At 69.9% G+C, this 15,331-nt stretch carries 18 protein-coding genes and 1 pseudogene; 16 read left to right on the top strand and 3 right to left on the bottom strand.

The window, feature by feature from the left end; translation table 11 throughout:
* Positions 1-116: 116 nt before the first annotated feature.
* A complete protein-coding gene (locus tag ACIBK6_RS29425) occupies positions 117-602 on the top strand; it encodes a DUF4265 domain-containing protein (protein WP_399054442.1) in 486 nt (161 codons plus the stop codon).
* A 90-nt stretch (positions 603-692) separates the two neighbouring features.
* On the opposite strand, the pseudogene ACIBK6_RS29420 reads toward ACIBK6_RS29425, so the two are convergent.
* Positions 693-1,880: pseudogene (locus tag ACIBK6_RS29420) on the bottom strand (tyrosine-type recombinase/integrase); the annotation flags it as partial.
* A gap of 88 nt (positions 1,881-1,968) precedes the next feature.
* Here ACIBK6_RS29420 and ACIBK6_RS29415 point away from each other — a divergent pair.
* Together ACIBK6_RS29415 and ACIBK6_RS29410 are read left to right on the top strand one after the other, a co-directional pair.
* Complete coding sequence (locus ACIBK6_RS29415; RefSeq protein WP_399054441.1) at positions 1,969-2,250, top strand: type II toxin-antitoxin system Phd/YefM family antitoxin; 282 nt, start codon at positions 1,969-1,971, stop codon at positions 2,248-2,250.
* Positions 2,247-2,501, top strand: coding sequence for a Txe/YoeB family addiction module toxin (locus ACIBK6_RS29410; protein WP_399054440.1), 255 nt, complete (start codon positions 2,247-2,249; stop codon positions 2,499-2,501). Before ACIBK6_RS29415 ends, ACIBK6_RS29410 begins: the two co-directional genes overlap by 4 nt.
* A gap of 224 nt (positions 2,502-2,725) precedes the next feature.
* Here ACIBK6_RS29410 and ACIBK6_RS29405 read toward each other — a convergent pair whose 3' ends face one another.
* On the bottom strand, positions 2,726-3,307 hold the full coding sequence (locus tag ACIBK6_RS29405) for a Uma2 family endonuclease (RefSeq protein WP_399054439.1): 582 nt from the start codon (positions 3,305-3,307) through the stop codon (positions 2,726-2,728).
* Between the two features lie 66 nt (positions 3,308-3,373).
* On the opposite strand from ACIBK6_RS29405, the gene ACIBK6_RS29400 reads away from it, so the two are divergent.
* The 6 genes from ACIBK6_RS29400 (at position 3,374) to ACIBK6_RS29375 (ending at position 9,325) form a co-directional block, all read left to right on the top strand.
* Positions 3,374-3,580: a hypothetical protein gene (locus tag ACIBK6_RS29400; RefSeq protein ID WP_399054438.1), complete on the top strand. Its 207-nt coding sequence runs from the start codon at positions 3,374-3,376 to the stop codon at positions 3,578-3,580.
* A 374-nt stretch (positions 3,581-3,954) separates the two neighbouring features.
* Positions 3,955-4,755 carry a zinc-binding alcohol dehydrogenase gene (locus ACIBK6_RS29395; RefSeq protein WP_399054437.1) on the top strand — a complete coding sequence of 267 codons (801 nt, stop codon included), beginning with the start codon at positions 3,955-3,957 and terminating at the stop codon, positions 4,753-4,755.
* A 113-nt stretch (positions 4,756-4,868) separates the two neighbouring features.
* A complete protein-coding gene (locus tag ACIBK6_RS29390; RefSeq protein ID WP_399054435.1) occupies positions 4,869-5,267 on the top strand; it encodes a 6-pyruvoyl trahydropterin synthase family protein in 399 nt (132 codons plus the stop codon).
* Between the two features lie 11 nt (positions 5,268-5,278).
* Positions 5,279-5,962: a RibD family protein gene (locus ACIBK6_RS29385; RefSeq protein WP_399054434.1), complete on the top strand. Its 684-nt coding sequence runs from the start codon at positions 5,279-5,281 to the stop codon at positions 5,960-5,962.
* A gap of 122 nt (positions 5,963-6,084) precedes the next feature.
* Entirely contained in the window at positions 6,085-6,396 is a 312-nt protein-coding gene (locus tag ACIBK6_RS29380) for a trypco2 family protein (RefSeq protein ID WP_399054433.1), read from the top strand.
* Positions 6,386-9,325, top strand: a complete 2,940-nt coding sequence (locus tag ACIBK6_RS29375) for a trypsin-like peptidase domain-containing protein (protein WP_399054432.1) — start codon at positions 6,386-6,388, stop codon at positions 9,323-9,325. The genes ACIBK6_RS29380 and ACIBK6_RS29375 overlap by 11 nt, the downstream gene beginning before the upstream one ends.
* A gap of 134 nt (positions 9,326-9,459) precedes the next feature.
* On the opposite strand, the gene ACIBK6_RS29370 is transcribed toward ACIBK6_RS29375, so the two are convergent.
* On the bottom strand, positions 9,460-9,645 hold the full coding sequence (locus tag ACIBK6_RS29370) for a hypothetical protein (RefSeq protein WP_399054431.1): 186 nt from the start codon (positions 9,643-9,645) through the stop codon (positions 9,460-9,462).
* Between the two features lie 204 nt (positions 9,646-9,849).
* Between ACIBK6_RS29370 and ACIBK6_RS29365 the strand changes: the two genes are divergently transcribed.
* The 7 genes from ACIBK6_RS29365 to ACIBK6_RS29335 all read left to right on the top strand — a co-directional run bounded on the left by ACIBK6_RS29365 (position 9,850) and on the right by ACIBK6_RS29335 (position 15,165).
* Positions 9,850-10,695: a carbon-nitrogen hydrolase family protein gene (locus tag ACIBK6_RS29365; RefSeq protein ID WP_399054430.1), complete on the top strand. Its 846-nt coding sequence runs from the start codon at positions 9,850-9,852 to the stop codon at positions 10,693-10,695.
* Between the two features lie 225 nt (positions 10,696-10,920).
* Complete coding sequence (locus tag ACIBK6_RS29360; protein WP_399054429.1) at positions 10,921-11,403, top strand: cupin domain-containing protein; 483 nt, start codon at positions 10,921-10,923, stop codon at positions 11,401-11,403.
* Between the two features lie 258 nt (positions 11,404-11,661).
* A complete protein-coding gene (locus ACIBK6_RS29355) occupies positions 11,662-12,810 on the top strand; it encodes a DUF4190 domain-containing protein (RefSeq protein WP_399054428.1) in 1,149 nt (382 codons plus the stop codon).
* 156 nt (positions 12,811-12,966) lie between these two features.
* Positions 12,967-13,719: a GntR family transcriptional regulator gene (locus ACIBK6_RS29350; RefSeq protein WP_399054427.1), complete on the top strand. Its 753-nt coding sequence runs from the start codon at positions 12,967-12,969 to the stop codon at positions 13,717-13,719.
* A 303-nt stretch (positions 13,720-14,022) separates the two neighbouring features.
* Positions 14,023-14,205: an SPOR domain-containing protein gene (locus ACIBK6_RS29345; RefSeq protein ID WP_399054426.1), complete on the top strand. Its 183-nt coding sequence runs from the start codon at positions 14,023-14,025 to the stop codon at positions 14,203-14,205.
* Between the two features lie 60 nt (positions 14,206-14,265).
* Positions 14,266-14,667 carry a (deoxy)nucleoside triphosphate pyrophosphohydrolase gene (locus tag ACIBK6_RS29340; protein WP_399054425.1) on the top strand — a complete coding sequence of 134 codons (402 nt, stop codon included), beginning with the start codon at positions 14,266-14,268 and terminating at the stop codon, positions 14,665-14,667.
* A 93-nt stretch (positions 14,668-14,760) separates the two neighbouring features.
* A complete protein-coding gene (locus ACIBK6_RS29335) occupies positions 14,761-15,165 on the top strand; it encodes an ATP-binding protein (RefSeq protein ID WP_399054424.1) in 405 nt (134 codons plus the stop codon).
* Positions 15,166-15,331: the final 166 nt, after the last annotated feature.

The raw sequence follows: 15,331 nt of genomic DNA, 5'->3' as shown, positions 1-15,331 counted from the left end.
AGAGCAGCCGTCGCGGGCCATCTCGTTGGCAGGGGGCGTCATTGTCCCTTCGCCCGACCGCCTAGACTGCGTGGGACTGCAGTCACCTTCCATCCGGCTTCGACCTGGAGCGCCGCATGAAGTTCATCGTCCATGAGAGCCCGGTTCGTCGGGGAGACAGCGACTACATCGCACGGGCTGATCTCGCGCCGTTCGGTTTGGAAGGGGAGGTGGAACAGCTTTGGCTCAAGAGGCTTGAAGGTGGTTCGCTTGAGCTATGCTGCATCCCGTTTCGGGTTTATGGTGTTTCTCTCGGCGATATCGTCACTCTTTCTCCGGACGGCACCACCGTTACCCGACTGGTCCGCAAGTCCGGGCGGAGAGTTTTGCGGGTTTTCCTGTTGGAAACGCCGGACGTTTCAAGCGTGGCGAGGGAGTTTGATTTTGAAATTTCGCGGCTCGGCCTGTTGAGCGAGTGGAGTGGCGATAGGCATGCTGCAATCGACGTTCCAATTGGCGCTGACGTCGCTAGTCTTATCGGCCTCCTCGAACGTGAAGAGGCTGCATCTCGGGCTTTTTGGGAATGGGCAGACACTGTGTCGTTCTCGTCAGATGAGGCGTAAATTTCTGGTTAAATGCGAAACTATTTCGGTCCCACCGGATGAGCCCGGTGGGGCCGTAGTGGTGTCTGACGGCAGTAGTTGACGGCAAGGTCATTGGACGGGCGAGGCGCAGAGGGGTGGTTCGTCGCTGTCGTCGGGCTTGCCGGTGATCTCGGCGGGGTTGCGGAGGGCGTGGCCGAGGAGGTCGATGGCGTCGCGTTGGAGGCGGAGCCGGACGTGGGCGTACACCGTAGCGGTGACGCCGATGTGAGCGTGGCCGAGGAGTTCCTTGATCACGACGAGTTCGACGCCCTGCTCCAAGAGGAGGGTCGCGGTCGAGTGGCGGAGGTCGTGGAACCGGATGCGGCGGAGTCTGGCCCGGTGGAGCAGGGTGTTGAAGTGCCGGGTGAGGGTGGCTCCTTCGATCGGGGCGCCGTTGGGCCGGGTGATGACGTAGCCGCTGTTCTGCCAGCTTTTGCTTGCTGCTTCGCGTTCCTGGCGCTGTCGGTTGCGGTGCTGTTCGAGGGAGTGCAGGCACGGTGTCGGCAGGGCGATGCGTCGTTCGGAGCTCTGGGTTTTGGTCGGGAGGGCGGTCAGGCCGCTGGAGTTGGTGCGTTGGAGGGTGCGGCAGATGCTGGCGGTTCCGCTGGCGAGGTCGAGGTCTTCCTAGCGCAGGCCGAGGAGTTCGCCCTTGCGGAGCCCGGTACGCAGGGCCAGTTCGAACAGGGTGCTCAGCCGATGGTCGTTGGTCGCGGCCAGGAACTCGCGGGCCTCCTCGGCGGTGAGGGGCTCGAAACGGCGGGGCCGTGGTGTGCCGGTCCGGACATTGCGGGCGACGTTGCGCGGGATCTCCTCCTCGCGCACGGCGTGCTGGGCGGACTTGAGTACGGAGTGCACGTAGGTCAGGGTCAGCAGCGAGAGGCGCCTGAAGCAGCACGTTCCAGCGGCACAGCAGACGGGCTGGTCACGGGCAGCGTCGAGGCTGCGCGAGCAGCACTGGCAGGTGGTGCGGAGGTGGTTGAGCCAGGTGCGGACGTCCTTGGCGGTGAGCTTGGCGAGCTTCTTCCGTCCGAGGCCGGGGATGAGGTAGAGCCGGGCGACGGCGGTGTAGCGGGTGTGGGTGTTCTCGCGGAGCTGGTGGACTGCGACGTTCTCCAGCCAGTACGTCAGGTACGCAGCCAAGCTGCCCTGCGCGGACGGGACGGGGACCCCGCGGTTGCTGGCGGCGATCTTCTCGGTGAGCTTGGCGAGGGCTTCCTTGCGGGTGGTGCCGTAGACGCGGATGCGCTTGCGGGTGTGCTCGATCAATCTCGATGGTGCTGGATCGGCGCTGAGGGCGCCGGGAGTGGTACGTTATTAGGTACCACTTGATGGAAAGGGTCAGGTCATGTCCATAAGTGCGAGCGAAGCCCGCAAGGTGCTCTTTCCGCTGATCAAGAAGGTCAACGACGATCACGAGGCCATTGAGATCGTCTCCAAGCATGGCAACGCCGTACTCGTCTCGGCCGAGGACTATGCGGCGCTGCGCGAGGGCTCGTATCTCCTGCGCTCGCCTGCGAACGCGCGGCGGCTGCTCAAGGCGTACGAGAACGCTCTGGGCAACGTCAATGTGTCGGAGCGCGAGCTGATCGACCCGGATGCGGCGGATCCTGCTGCGGGTGCCGTGTGAGACTTGTCTTCGAGGATCAGGGCTGGGAGGACTACACGTCCTGGCTCAAGAACGACCGCAAGATACTCGCTCGGATCAACAAGCTCATCGAGGACGTCAAGCGTGACCCCTTCACGGGGATCGGCAAGCCCGAGCCACTGAAGTACCACTTGCCCGGGGCGTGGTCGAGGCGGATCGACGACGAGCACCGCCTTGTCTATTTGGTCACGGGCAAGGAGATCGTGATCCTCGCGGCGCGCTATCACTACTGACCGCCGAGTCGTCCGTGCTGGATTGACGGTCCCGTGCCGGGGCGGTGCCCGGAGGGCTTGATCGAAGCGGGCGTTTCCGCGGGTGGACCTTGCTGGATACTCCGCTTCAATCTGTAATCACATCTACTGCATGCTGGAAAATTGATCAACTGTGCAGGTCGAAAGGGGTCGGACTCTGACGAGTGCGGCCCCTTTTGTGTTCCCGTGCCGACTTGGTGCCGGCTTTAGCTGCTGCGGGGCGGTGCCAGTTTGTCCAGGTCGAGGCTGATGTCGAAGGGCACCGGGCGCTGGAGCGAGCCTCGGAAGATGCCGGCGGGTGCGTAGGTGTGGGTCGGTTCGTCAAGCTCGTATACATGGACGACGGGCGCTCCGACCTCGTCCTCGATGCACCAGTAGTGCGGGATGCCGGCCTCCGCGTACTTGCGGAGCTTTACGGTGCGGTCCCGGTGGGCGGACTCGGGAGAGACGACCTCGATGACGAGCCGTACGTCCTCGGGGGCGAACCACGTGCGGTCGGCGTCGTATGAGGCGGTGGTCAGGAGCAGGTCCGGCTCGGGGCGGTTGCGGGCGTCGAGGCGGATGGTCATCTCCCGCTCGACTTCGATGCCGTCGGGGGCCTGAGCCATGAGTGCCACGGTGAGCCCAGTGACGAGGCGGCCGTGCCACGACCGTTGCGGGGACATCATGAAGACGAGGGCTCCGTCGATCAGCTCGGTGTGGCGCGGCGCCTCGGGGAGGCTGTCCAGGTCCTCCGCGAACCAGCCTTCCGCGCGCGGCGGGCGCATCCAGTCGGGCAGTGCGGTCATGAAGCCAACCCTAGCGATGTGCGGCCGCCAGGAGAGGGCGCTGTGCCGCCGGTCCGTGATCGGCGCATGGATGTCGTCCCGGTCGGTGAGACGTTCGGGCGCACTCCGATCCCCGGTGGCGGGGTGCTGTGCACGCTGTGGGGCATCGGCAACCTGCGGGACGATGGAACGCCCGAACTGGACATCGCCCGGGTGCGGGGCGAATTTGCTGGTGATCTCTCGCCCGGCGCCAAGGCTCCGGTACGTCTCCTGCCCCTGAATCCCGCGAGGTGATCGTCTAGGATCGCGGGAACTCCTCGCCTCCCGAGGGGCAACGGCGCCGGAGCCGTGAGGGCAACATCGCGGCCCGCGCGGTCACTTGGCGCCGGAGACCCACACCGCTCGACGGTCCCCAGGCGGATCGCCCCTAGCAGAGGATCGGTCGTGCAGGGCCCCATACGTTCCTTCTGGGTCGTTACCCCGGGACAGGGTGAGATCGTTTCCCCTGCCTGCCTGCCTGCCTGCCTGCCTGCCTGCCTGCCCGCCCGCCCAGGCGGGGCGAGGGTGCTGACGGCGAGGCCGTAGTCCGGACCCTGTACTCCGCCATAAGCCGCGGCACGGAATCGCTGGTCTTCAACGGACGAGTTCCTGCCAGCCAGTACGCGGCCATGCGCGCCCCCTTCCAGGAAGGCGACTTCCCCGGGCCCGTCAAGTACGGCTACCTCAACGTCGGCCAGGTCGAGGCGGGGCCGGCCCGGCTGGTCGGCCGGACCGTCTTCTGCCTGTACCCCCACCAGAATCGTTTCACCGTCCCGGCCGAAGCCCTCACACCAGTCCCCGAAGCGGTGCCGCCGGAGCGCGCCGTGCTCGCCGGCATCGTCGAGACGGCGCTCAACGCGCTGTGGGACGCGCCACCGCGTATCGGAGACCGCATCGCGGTGGTGGGCGCGGGCCTGGTCGGCTCCTGCGTCGCCGCGCTGCTGGCCCGGTTTCCCGGCCTCCACGTGCAACTCGTGGACGTCGATCCGGCCCGCGCGGAGTTCGCCGCCGCGCTCGGAGTGGCCTTCGCCGACCCCGCACAGGCCGCGGACGACTGCGATCTCGTCTTCCACGCCAGCGCCACCCAGGCCGGACTCGTCCGCTCTCTGGAACTCCTCGCCCCCGAGGGCTCCGTGGTGGATCTGAGCTGGTACGGCGACCAGCCGATAGCTCTTCCGCTCGGCGAGTTCTTCCACTCCCGGCGCCTAGTGCTCCGCAGCAGTCAGGTGGGCGCCATCCCGCCGACACGGCGCGGGCGTCACACGCTCGCGGACCGGCTCGGCCTGGCGCTCGATCTCCTGCGGGACCCGCTCTTCGACCTATTGATCACCGGCGAATCCGACTTCGACCAACTCCCGCAGGCCATGGCCGAGATCGCCACGGGCCGACTGCCCGGACTCTGCCACCGCATCCGCTACGACTCCCGTTGATCGATTTGATCGATTCCCACTGACCCGCACCGCCGACCCGTCCCGACCCGCACCGCCGACCCGTCCGCACCCGCACCGCCGACCCGTCCCGACACCGATCTCCCGGAGAAGTCTTGTTCACCGTCACGGTTCGCGAGCACCTCATGATCGCCCACAGTTTTCACGGCGAGGTCTTCGGACCCGCGCAGCGCCTGCACGGGGCGACGTATCTGGTCGACGCCACCTTCCAGCGTGCGGAGCTGGACGCCGACAACGTCGTTGTCGACATGGCGCTGGCCGCCACCGAGCTGCGCGGGATCGTCGCCGCGCTGTCCTACCGGAACCTTGACGAAGACCCCGACTTCGCCGGGACCAACACCACCACGGAGTTCCTGGCCAAGGTCATCGCGGACCGCCTCGCCGACCGCATCCACGAGGGTGCGCTGGGCGAGGGCGCCCGTGAGCTGGCCGGTATTGCGGTGAAGCTCCACGAGTCGCACATCGCGTGGGCGAGCTACCGCCGCGCGCTCTGATCGCCCCCGCCATGGCCATACGCCCGTACGTGCTGCTGTCGGCCGCCGTCTCCGTGGACTTCCGCCTGGACGACACCGCCCGCGAGCGGCTCGTACTCTCCAACGACCGGGACCTCGACCGGGTCGACCGCGAACGCGCCGCGGCCGACGCCGTCCTCATCGGAGCCACCACCCTGCGCAAGGACAACCCGCGCCTGCTGGTGAAGAGCGCCGAACGGCGCGCACAGCGCATCGCCGCCGGTAAGCCGGAGCATCCGCTGAAGGTCACGGTCACCGGGTCCGGTGAGCTGGACGCCGGTCTGCCGTTCTGGCATTGCGGAGGCGAGAAGCTGGTCTTCACGGTGGACGGAGCCGTGCACACGGCCCGTCGGGCCCTGGGCGCGCTCGCCGATGTCGTCAGCACCGGCCCCGTACTCGACTGGCCCCTGGTCCTGGACGAGCTCGGTCGGCGCGGTGTGCACAGGCTCCTCGTAGAAGGGGGCGGCACGATCCACACCCAGTTCCTGGCGCAGAATCTGGCCGACGAACTCCATCTGGTCATCGCCCCACTGCTCGTGGGCGAAGCCGCCGCACCGAAGTTCCTGGCCCCGGCGTCGTATCCCGGGGGTCCCGCCTCCCGTATGAAACTCCTGGAGGCGCGCCCGATCGGCGACGTCGTGCTGCTGCGTTATGCCCCCAAGTCGCGAAGGAGATGAGAGCGCCTTTAGGCCCCTTCAGGCCAGGACTGGCCGAACTCGGCTTCCGCTGCCTGTAGTTGACCAGGGCTGGGTAGGATCGGCGCGCATTGGCCGGTCGGTGTGGGACGGGGGATCCGCAGGTGGACGACGCGGTGGAACTGGCGGACATGATCGCCCAGTTGCGGCACGAGCTGGGCCGGGCGATGGCGGCCGGGGACGGCGACGCGCTGCGCTTCCAGGCGGAGCGGCTCGAACTCGAACTCACGGTAGGCGTGGAGCGGAGCCGCGAGCCGGGGGCCAAGGTGCGGTTCTGGGTGTTCGACGTCGGCGCCAGCGCGCGCAGCGCGAACACCGTCATGCAGCGGATCACGCTCGTCCTGCGGCCGGTGAGCGGCGACGCACCCGACAGGCCCGCGCTGATCTCGGGCGTCGAACTGCCTGATGAAGACTGACCCGGCGGCCGACGGGCCCGGGCTCGACCCGCACCGGATCGCCGAGATCATCGTCGCAGCGGGCGATGGCAGGCGGCGCGGTTCCGGTTACCGGATCTCCGGCATCGCGGTCCTCACCGCCGCCCATGTGGTCGCCGACGCCGCCGATGTACGCGTACGGTGCGACGCCGACCGGCCCGGAGAGTGGTCGGCTCCCGCGGCCGTGGTCTGGGCGGACGAGGAGAACGACCTCGCGGTGCTGACCGTCGTGCCACCGGATGGGGTTCCAACTGCCGTTGAGCCAGCACGATTTGGGCGGATCGCCGACGACCGCCACGGCGTGATCGACGTGTACGCGGCAGGGTTCCCGCTGTGGAAGCGGCGCCGCCGCCCCGACGGAGGGTACTTCCGCGAGCTGCACCAGGCGGACGGCACCGTGGCGGCGCTCTCCAACCTCCGTACCGGGACGCTGGAGATGACCGTGGCACCGGCCGGTGCCGACCCCGACCCGGACACCTCGCCGTGGGCGGGGATGTCCGGCGCCGCGGTGTGGGCCGGCGGCCGCATCGTCGGTGTGGTCGCCGAACACCACCGTCCGGAGGGGGCCGGCCGGCTCACCGCCGTCCGGCTCGACCACGCCCTGCGCAAGCTCCGCGACGAGCCCCGCGCCGAACTCGCGCGGCTGTTCGCGATCCCCGACCCGGCGGCCCTGCCGCTCGCCGCGCGGGCCGGCGGCAGGGTGCGGGTGGTCGGGGTTCCCGTCGCGTACGGCATCGAGCTGTTCAAGAACCGTACCGGCGAACGCGACGCGATCGCCCGGCACTTGAGCGATCCGGCCGTCCGCATGGTGACCGTGACCGGGCGGCGGGGGATCGGGAAGAGCGCGCTCGCCGCCAAGGTCATGGACCTGCTCGACCGCGGCGAGTGGCCCGGCCCCGCCCGGGGGCCGATCCCGTACGGCCTGGTCAACCTCTCCACCCGTACGTCCGGGATCTCCCTGGAACGTCTCTACTTCGACTGCGCCCACCTGCTCGACCCCGACCAGGAAGCACGGCTGCGCGCGTTGTGGACCGCCGACACCTCGGTGCGCGACCGGCTGGCCGAACTGTTCGAGGCCATGGGCGACCGGCTCGTCGTGATCCTCCTGGACAACCTGGAGGACCTGCTCCACGACGACGGCAGCATCGCCGACCAGGGCCTCGCGATGTTCCTCGACTGCCTCTTCCGGGTCCGCGCCGCCCCCCGTCTCCTCGTCACCAGCCAGGTCCCGGTGCGCCTCGCGCCCGAACTGCGGCGCTTCGCCGCCCATGTGGAGCTCTCTGAGGGGCTGAAGCCGGCCGAGGCGGCCGCGCTGCTGCGCGAACTCGACCGGGACGGCAGCCTCGGCATAGCGGACCTGTCCGACGAGGAACTGCTCGATGCGGCGGTCCGCGTCCACGGCGTTCCCCGCGCGCTGGAACTCCTCGTCGGCGCGGTCGCCGACGACTCGGTGCTGCTGCCCACCCTCAGGGGCGTACTGAAGGACTTCACCCGGCGGGGCGCGGTCGTCGCCGACCTCGCCGCGCACCGCTACGAGCGGCTCGATCAGCCGGCCCGTGACGTCCTCGGCGTCCTTGCCGCCCTGCGCACTCCCGTGGAGCAGCGGGTGATCGAAGAGATCGTCGCCGGACTCGACCCGGGTCTGCGGGTGGCCCCCATCCTCACGTCCCTGGTCCGCATGCACCTGGTGTCGGTGGACCGGGTGCGCCGTACGCTGGCCCTGCACCCCTTGGACGCGGACATCGCCCGCGACCAGTTCCCCCGGGAGGGCCCCTTCCGGAGGCAGGCAGTGGAGCAGCGGATCGCATCCTGGTACGCGCGCCGGGCGCTGCCGCGCGGCAGCTGGCGGACGCCGGACGACCTTCAGCCGCAGCAGCGGCGTTTCGACCACCTGGTGCGTGCCGGTGACCACGACGGCGCCGCGCTGGTGCTGAACGAGATCAGTGAATGGCTCGTCTGGCACGGCTCGGTGCTCGCCGCGGTCGCGATGCACCTCGCCGTCGACGGGCACATCGGTGACGAGCGGGTACGTCTCGCCCACACCGTCGCCTACGGGCACGCCCGGCTCAGTGCCGGCCCGATGGAGCAGGCCGTAGGGCTCTTCACCGAAGCGGCGGCCCTCGCCGAGCGCCTGGACGACCGGCCCGCGCTGCGCAGCGCGCTGTTCGGCCTCGGCGACGCCCAGCGGCAGCTGGGCCGCCTTGACGACGCCGTCGGTCCGCTCGCCCGCGCCGCCGACCTCGCGCACGAGCTCGGCGACAGCGAGCACGAGGTGCACGCGCTGCTCTCCCTCAGTCTCGCCCACAGCTACCGCCGCGACGGCGAGAGCACACTGGCCGGTGCCGACCGCCTCACCCAACTCGCCCGTGCGAGCGGCGACTTGCTCACCATCGCGCGGGCGGGCAACGCCCGCACCACCGCCCTGCTCACGCTCGGCCGCTGGCAGGAAGCCGCCGACGCGGGCGTCGAGACGGCCCGCGCCTACCGCGCCGCCGGCAGCCGGGAGGCGATCGCGTACGCGCTGAACGCGCGGGGCGTCGCCCTCCTCGCCCTCGACGATCCGGAGCGGTCCGCTTCGGTACTGGAAGAAGCCCTCCACGAGGCCTCGCTGATGGAGAACCCCCGCGCCGAGGGTGTCTGCCTGCTCAACCTCGCCTGGGCGTACTGGTGCGACGGCCGCCGCGACCAGGCCGCCGCCACCGCCGACCGCGCCTCGGCCGCCCTCCAGATCGCCGGAGCTCCCCAGGAGGCAGCGGCCCACGCCCTGGCCGAGGCGGCCCGCGCCCTGCCCGACGTCCCGCAGGCCGCCGCGGACGCCCTGGACCGGGCAGCCGCCGCACTCGACGGCAACCCCGAAGTCATCGCCCCCGCCTGGCTCACCGCCCACGTCCGGCAGCTGCGCGCGGACTGAAACACCGGGGGAGTGGCCCCAGGGGCAGAGGCTGGTGAGACCCGCCCCCTGCCCGCGAGTCCGGCCCCGGGCGCGCGAAAGCGGCGCACCCGGTGTCGCGGGTGCGCCGCTTCGGCCGGCTGGAGGGCGTCGCGTCAGATGTCGTAGTCCTGGTCGAAGCGGTCCTGTGCTTCCTGCTGGGCGCGCCGGGTCTCTTCCTGGTTCTTCTCCTTGGCCTTGCGCGTCCGCTCCTGTGCCTCGTCCTTCTTCGAGCCCATCGCCTGCTTGGCCTTTTCCTTGAGCTCCTGCGCCTTGTCGTTGAACTGGTCCTTGGTGCCCATCGAGGTTCTCCTACAGGGGGTGTGAGGGGGGCGGAAGCCGGGGCTCTTCCCGGCTCCTCGGGCCTCGACCAGCGTGGCACGGCGGGACATTACTTGCATTTCCGACGGTTACGGACAGTTCTGAGGGCTCAGGCCTCAGGGTGCCGTTGCCGGGGACTCAGTCGGCCGGAACCTCGCCCGGGCACACGGGTAGGGTCGAGGTCCGTGATCGAATTCGAGCTTCCCTCTCAGCCCCTCCGCATCGCCGCCGCTCAGGCGCAGGCCGCTTCGGGGGAGGTCGAGGTCAACGCGGGTGTTGTGGCGCGGCTGGTCCGGGCCGCCGGGGACGGCGGGGCCCGGGTCGTCGTGTTTCCCGAGAAGTTCCTCAGCGGGTACGAGCCCGAGCTCATCCGGGCCGACCCCGAGCGGTGTGCCGTGCGGCCGGACGACCCCCGGCTCGCCCCCGTAGCCGAGGCCTGCCGGGCGAGCGGGGTCACCGCCGTCGTGGGGGCCGCCGTACAGGACGGTGGCGAGCTGCGCGTCTCGGCCCTCGTCATCGACGGCACCGGGGTCATCGGGCGCTACGACAAGCAGACCCTGTTCAAGTCCGAGCGCGCGTTCTACCGGCACGGGCACGCCGGGGCCACGCTCGAAGTGGGCGGCTGGCGGCTCGGGTTGGGGATCTGCTACGACTCCGGGTTCCCCGAGCACGCCCGCGCGGCGGCGCTCGACGGCTGCCACGCGTACGTCGTCGGCGCGCTCTTCAGCGAGGGCAACGGGTATCACGAGTCGCGGATCTGGTTCCCGGCCCGCGCCTTCGACAACACCGTGTACGCCGTCCTCGCCAACCACATCGGCGTCACCGGGGGTTGGCGTACCTGCGGCAGCAGCGCGGTGTGGGGGCCGGACGGGCGCGTCGTCGCCGAGGCCGGTGTCACGGACGAGGAGCTCGTCTTCGCCGACCTGCTCCCGGAACGGCTGCGCGCGGCGCGCGAGGCGGAGCCGATGCTGCGCGACCTGCACGACACCGGGACCGAGCCGCGCTCGCTGGTGCGGACCGTTCTGACGTGACCGGCTGCGGTCCCGCCCGCTCCGGTGGGGACGGGCGGCCGGCTCTCGGGGGTGACCGACCGGGGGCCTGACTCCACTCCGGGACTCCCGTACACGAGTTGGGGGCCCTGGCCCCGCTCCGGGACTCCCGTACACGAGTCGGGGGCCCGACCCCGGTCCCGGACTCCCGTACACGCCGCAAATGCGCCACAGTTGGCGCGGAACCCCGATCAAGAGGAGCCGTACATGTCGTACCCCGAGCCCAGGTACTTCGGTGAGAAGGGCGAGATCAACGCCGTGTTCCGTCCGGCGGACACCCCGGCCGAGCTGAGCGCCCCGAACGGCAGCCGGACCCACTACCTGGCCACCACCGAGTCCACCCAGGGTGAGTTCGGGCTCTACCGGCTCGACATGGCGCCGCGCGCCGGCGGCCCGAGCACCCACTTCCACCGCACGATCTCCGAGACCTTCTTCATCCTCGACGGCACGGTCCGCCTCTACAACGGCGAGCAGTGGATCGAGGCCGAGAAGGGCGACTTCCTGTATGTCCCGACCGGTGGCCTGCACGGCTTCCGCAACGACTCGGACGCCGCCGCCTCGATGCTGCTCCTGTTCGCGCCGGGCGCCCCGCGCGAGGAGTACTTCGAGAAGGTCGGGACGGTCGCGCAGATGAGTGCGGAGGAACGTACCGAGTTCTTCATCCGGCACGACACGTACTGGACGGACTGAGCGCACCGGGCCCGCCCAGCCCGTCGAGCAGAGGGGGGTGCCCCACTGCCCCCGATCGCCCCTCGTCGCCCGCGTACGATGCGCATTCGCGCAGCAGTTCGCAGTTAGACCGGCCCGATGAGGAGCACCGCACCCGTGGAGATACCGCCGCCGCCCGCGCCTGGGCAGCCCCCGCAGCCGCAGCCGGGGCCGGGGTACGGCTGGCCTCAGCAGAGCCAGGTGCCGGGGGGCCATCCGGGGGCGTATCCGGGGCAGCCGATGAACAGCGGGCCCTGGTATCCGTATCCGGCGGCGCCGCGGCAGCCGCCCGTCAGCGGTCTGGCCATCGGCTCCCTCGTCGCCGGCATCCTGTGCTGCATACCCCCGCTCGGTCTGATCCTGGGTGCGGTCGCCCTCGGGCAGATCAGGAAGAAGGGGCAGCGCGGCAAGGGCATGGCCGTCACCGGAGTCGTCCTCTCGGCGATCAGCACGGTGCTGCTGGTTCTCTCGATCGCGACCGGCGGACTCACCAGTGGCTGGCGGGACTTCAAGTCGGGCTGGAACCACTCCACTTCGGGCGCCGCCGCCAGGTCCCGCAGCACGCTCGACCTGCGCTCGGGCGACTGCTTCGACGTGCCGGGCGGCAAGCTGGAGCGCGAGGTCGCCTCCGTAAGGATCGTGCCGTGCGGCGGCCGGCACGACGCCGAGGTGTCGGGCACGTTCCGGCTCGCCGCGAACGGCATCTACCCGGGCCGGAGCGCGATCGCGGCCGAGGCCGACTCGAAGTGCTGGGACCTTGAGCAGACGTACGCCATGGACAGGTGGAAGCTCCCCGCCGCGGCCGGGCCGTACTACTACACGCCGAGCGCGAAGAGCTGGGCGCTCGGCGACCACAGTGTGACCTGCGCGTTCGCCGCGCAGGGCGGCAAGCTCGAAGGGTCGGTGCGCAACGACTCCTCGACGCTCGACGGCGATCAGATCGCCTTCCTGAACTCGGCCAACGCCTTCGACCGCGCGATGGCGAACGCGCCCGCCGAGGACCGGGTCGAGAACGACCTCCCCGGGTTCAAGGCGTGGGCCCGGCAGACGTCCGGCGTACTGGCCGAGCAGGCACGGCAGTTGGACGCGCACGACTGGTCCGCCGGGCACCTCGTCGCGGTGCGGCCGTACGTCGACGGGCTGAAGGTCGCGCAGAAGGAGTGGGCGAAAGCGGCCGACGCCGCCGACGCGGACACCTTCTACCGGCACTCCGCGGTGGCGGACAAGGCGATGAAGCAGTCCACCGAGATCGCCGTGCGCGGCACTCTCGGCCTCGCGACGACGCCCCCGGCCACCGACGACCGCCCCGGCGGCGGCACTGGCGGCAGCAGCGGCGGTACTGCGGGATCCGTTGGCGGTTCCGGAATCGGTGGTTCCAAAAGCGTCTGAGCAGGCCTCGAAGGGGGCAGAACGTATCCGCTGTACCGCGGGTACGCCCTGGGTAACGGCGAATCATCACTTCGAGTGAATGTTTGGCCTTTGCTTGCGGTCTGAAACCCACGGTTGCCACGCTGTTGCAGATTGTCAACCTGATGGGAGTGGCCAGTGACATTCGGTGAGCAGCCGGCCTATCTGCGCGTAGCCAGCGATCTGAGGCAGAAGATCGTGAGTGGTTCGCTGCCGCCGCACACCCGCCTCCCCTCGCAGGCCAGGATCCGCGAGGAGTACGGGGTCTCGGACACCGTGGCCCTCGAAGCCCGCAAGGTGCTGATGGCCGAGGGCCTGGTCGAGGGCCGCTCCGGCTCGGGTACGTATGTGCGCGAGCGCCCGGTGCCGCGCCGGATCGCCCGCTCCGGCTACCGGCCGTCGAAGGGCGCGACCCCGTTCCGTCAGGAGCAGGCCGAGGAGGCCGCGCGCGGCACCTGGGAGTCCTCCAGCGAACAGGAGGAGGCGAGCGCCGAGATCGCCAAGCGGCTCCGCATCCGCACCGGCGACCGCGTCATGCGCACGCGGTACGTGTTCCGGGACGCGGGCGAGCAGATGATGCTGTCCACTTCGTGGGAGCCGCTGGCCGTCACCGGCCGCACCCCCGTAATGCTGCCCGAGGAGGGTCCGCTCGGCGGCTGCGGGGTGGTCGAGCGGATGGCCGCGATCGACATCGTGGTGGACAACGTGGTCGAGGAGGTCGGCGCGCGCCCGGGTCTTGCGGAGGAGCTCCTGACGCTCGGCGGGGTCCCCGGCCATGCCGTCCTGGTCATCGAGCGGACGTACTACGCCTCGGGCCTCGCGGTCGAGACGGCCGATGTCGTGGTCCCGGCCGACCGCTACCGGATCTCGTACCACTTGCCCGTGAAATGAGCCGTGTTCGGACCGACGCGACCGTCGCGGTGAACTGAGGCAGGCTCAACTCCCGTAACAGCAAGGCGCGTTGGTGTGTGTCTGGTGGGAGTCGTGTGGCGGGTGGTGGGGGCGCATCTTCTGGGTGCGCCCCCTTTCGTGTGCGCCGCCGCCGGCTTCGCCGTGCCTCCGATGACCGAATTCGTATCTCTTTGTGTAAACCCGTATCCGCTCAGTAAAGGTCAGGCGTAGGCTCGGGCATATGCGGAATGCGGTTTCCTGGGGAAGCTCACCGACCTGCACGCCGATGCCGGGAGAGGTGCGATGAACGACAGTGGCGCTGTGCTCGTCTGGCAGGTGATACGCCAGGACGACAACGGCAACCAGTACCGCGTCGGCAAGTACGCCACGCAGGACGAGGCCCAGCGCATCGCGGACAGCCTCGACCACCGCGGGCACAAGCAGCTCTACTGGGTCGAGCGGATCGGCGCACCCGCGCAGCAGTAGCGCTCCCAGCAGTAGCGCCCCCGGCCGGAGGGACCGGGGGCGCGCGTTACGCTCCGGCGCATGAACCAGACCGTCGTGGTGGCCGGAGCCGTCTATGACCAGGGGCGCCTGCTCGCCGCCCGCCGCAGCGCCCCGCCCGAGCTGGCCGGCCGCTGGGAGCTGCCCGGCGGCAAGGTGGAGCCGGGGGAGAGCCCGCAGCAGGCCCTCGTACGGGAACTGCGGGAGGAACTCGGCATCGAGACCGAGGCGCTGGAGCGGATCGCGGGGGAGTGGCCGCTCAGGCCCGGGCTCGTCCTGCACGCCTGGACCGCGCGGCTGCTCGACGGCGAGGCCCGGCCGCTCCAGGACCACGACGAACTGCGCTGGCTCGCGCCCGAGGAGGCCGACGCCGTCGACTGGCTGCCCCAGGACCGCCCCGCGGTGGCGGAGGCCATGCGGATCCTCGGAACTTTGCGCCGTTAGAACCACGATGCGCCCCACTTGGGGATAGTCAGTCCCAAATACCGGGTATGTGGCTATTAATCGTTTCTAAACCCCCGAACCTCCGGATGTCGGGTGATCGGCGTGATCGACACCTCGGGCGACTGTGCCGAGTGGACCTTCCCTGCTGAACCGGGAGCCGTACGGACCGCAAGGCACGCCGTCCGAGACGCCCTGCGCGGCTGGGCCCTCGACGCGGCGGCCGTCGACGTGGCCGTGCTCCTGGTCAGCGAGCTGGTGACCAACTCGCTGCGGCACGCTTCCGGGCCCATCGGGGTCCGGCTCGACCGGGTCGACGGTGCCGTCCTCCTCGTGGAGGTCTCCGATCCGCTTCCGGATCCGCCGGTGGAACGTGTCGCGGACATCGAAGACGAAGGGGGCCGGGGCATACAGCTCGTGGCGTGTTCCGCCCGGCGCTGGGGGACCCGGCGGGGCAGAACGGGCAAGACCGTGTGGTTCGAGCTGGCTCTGCCTGGTTAGAAGGAGGGAGGGACGGACGATCACAACCCCCGGACGGCACCCGGTCAACAACGGCTGGAAAAGAACGAGACCGGGATGTGATCGTGAACGCCGTGTCGGCTGGGGCCGTAGTGCTGAATACTGCGGTCAAGGCCGGTCCGGTGCGGTGAGCTGGAGGGGACGGTCG

The sequence above is a fragment of the Streptomyces sp. NPDC050485 genome (genome assembly GCF_044458185.1).
Classification (GTDB): domain Bacteria; phylum Actinomycetota; class Actinomycetes; order Streptomycetales; family Streptomycetaceae; genus Streptomyces.
This window is presented reverse-complemented; position numbering and strand designations above follow the sequence as displayed.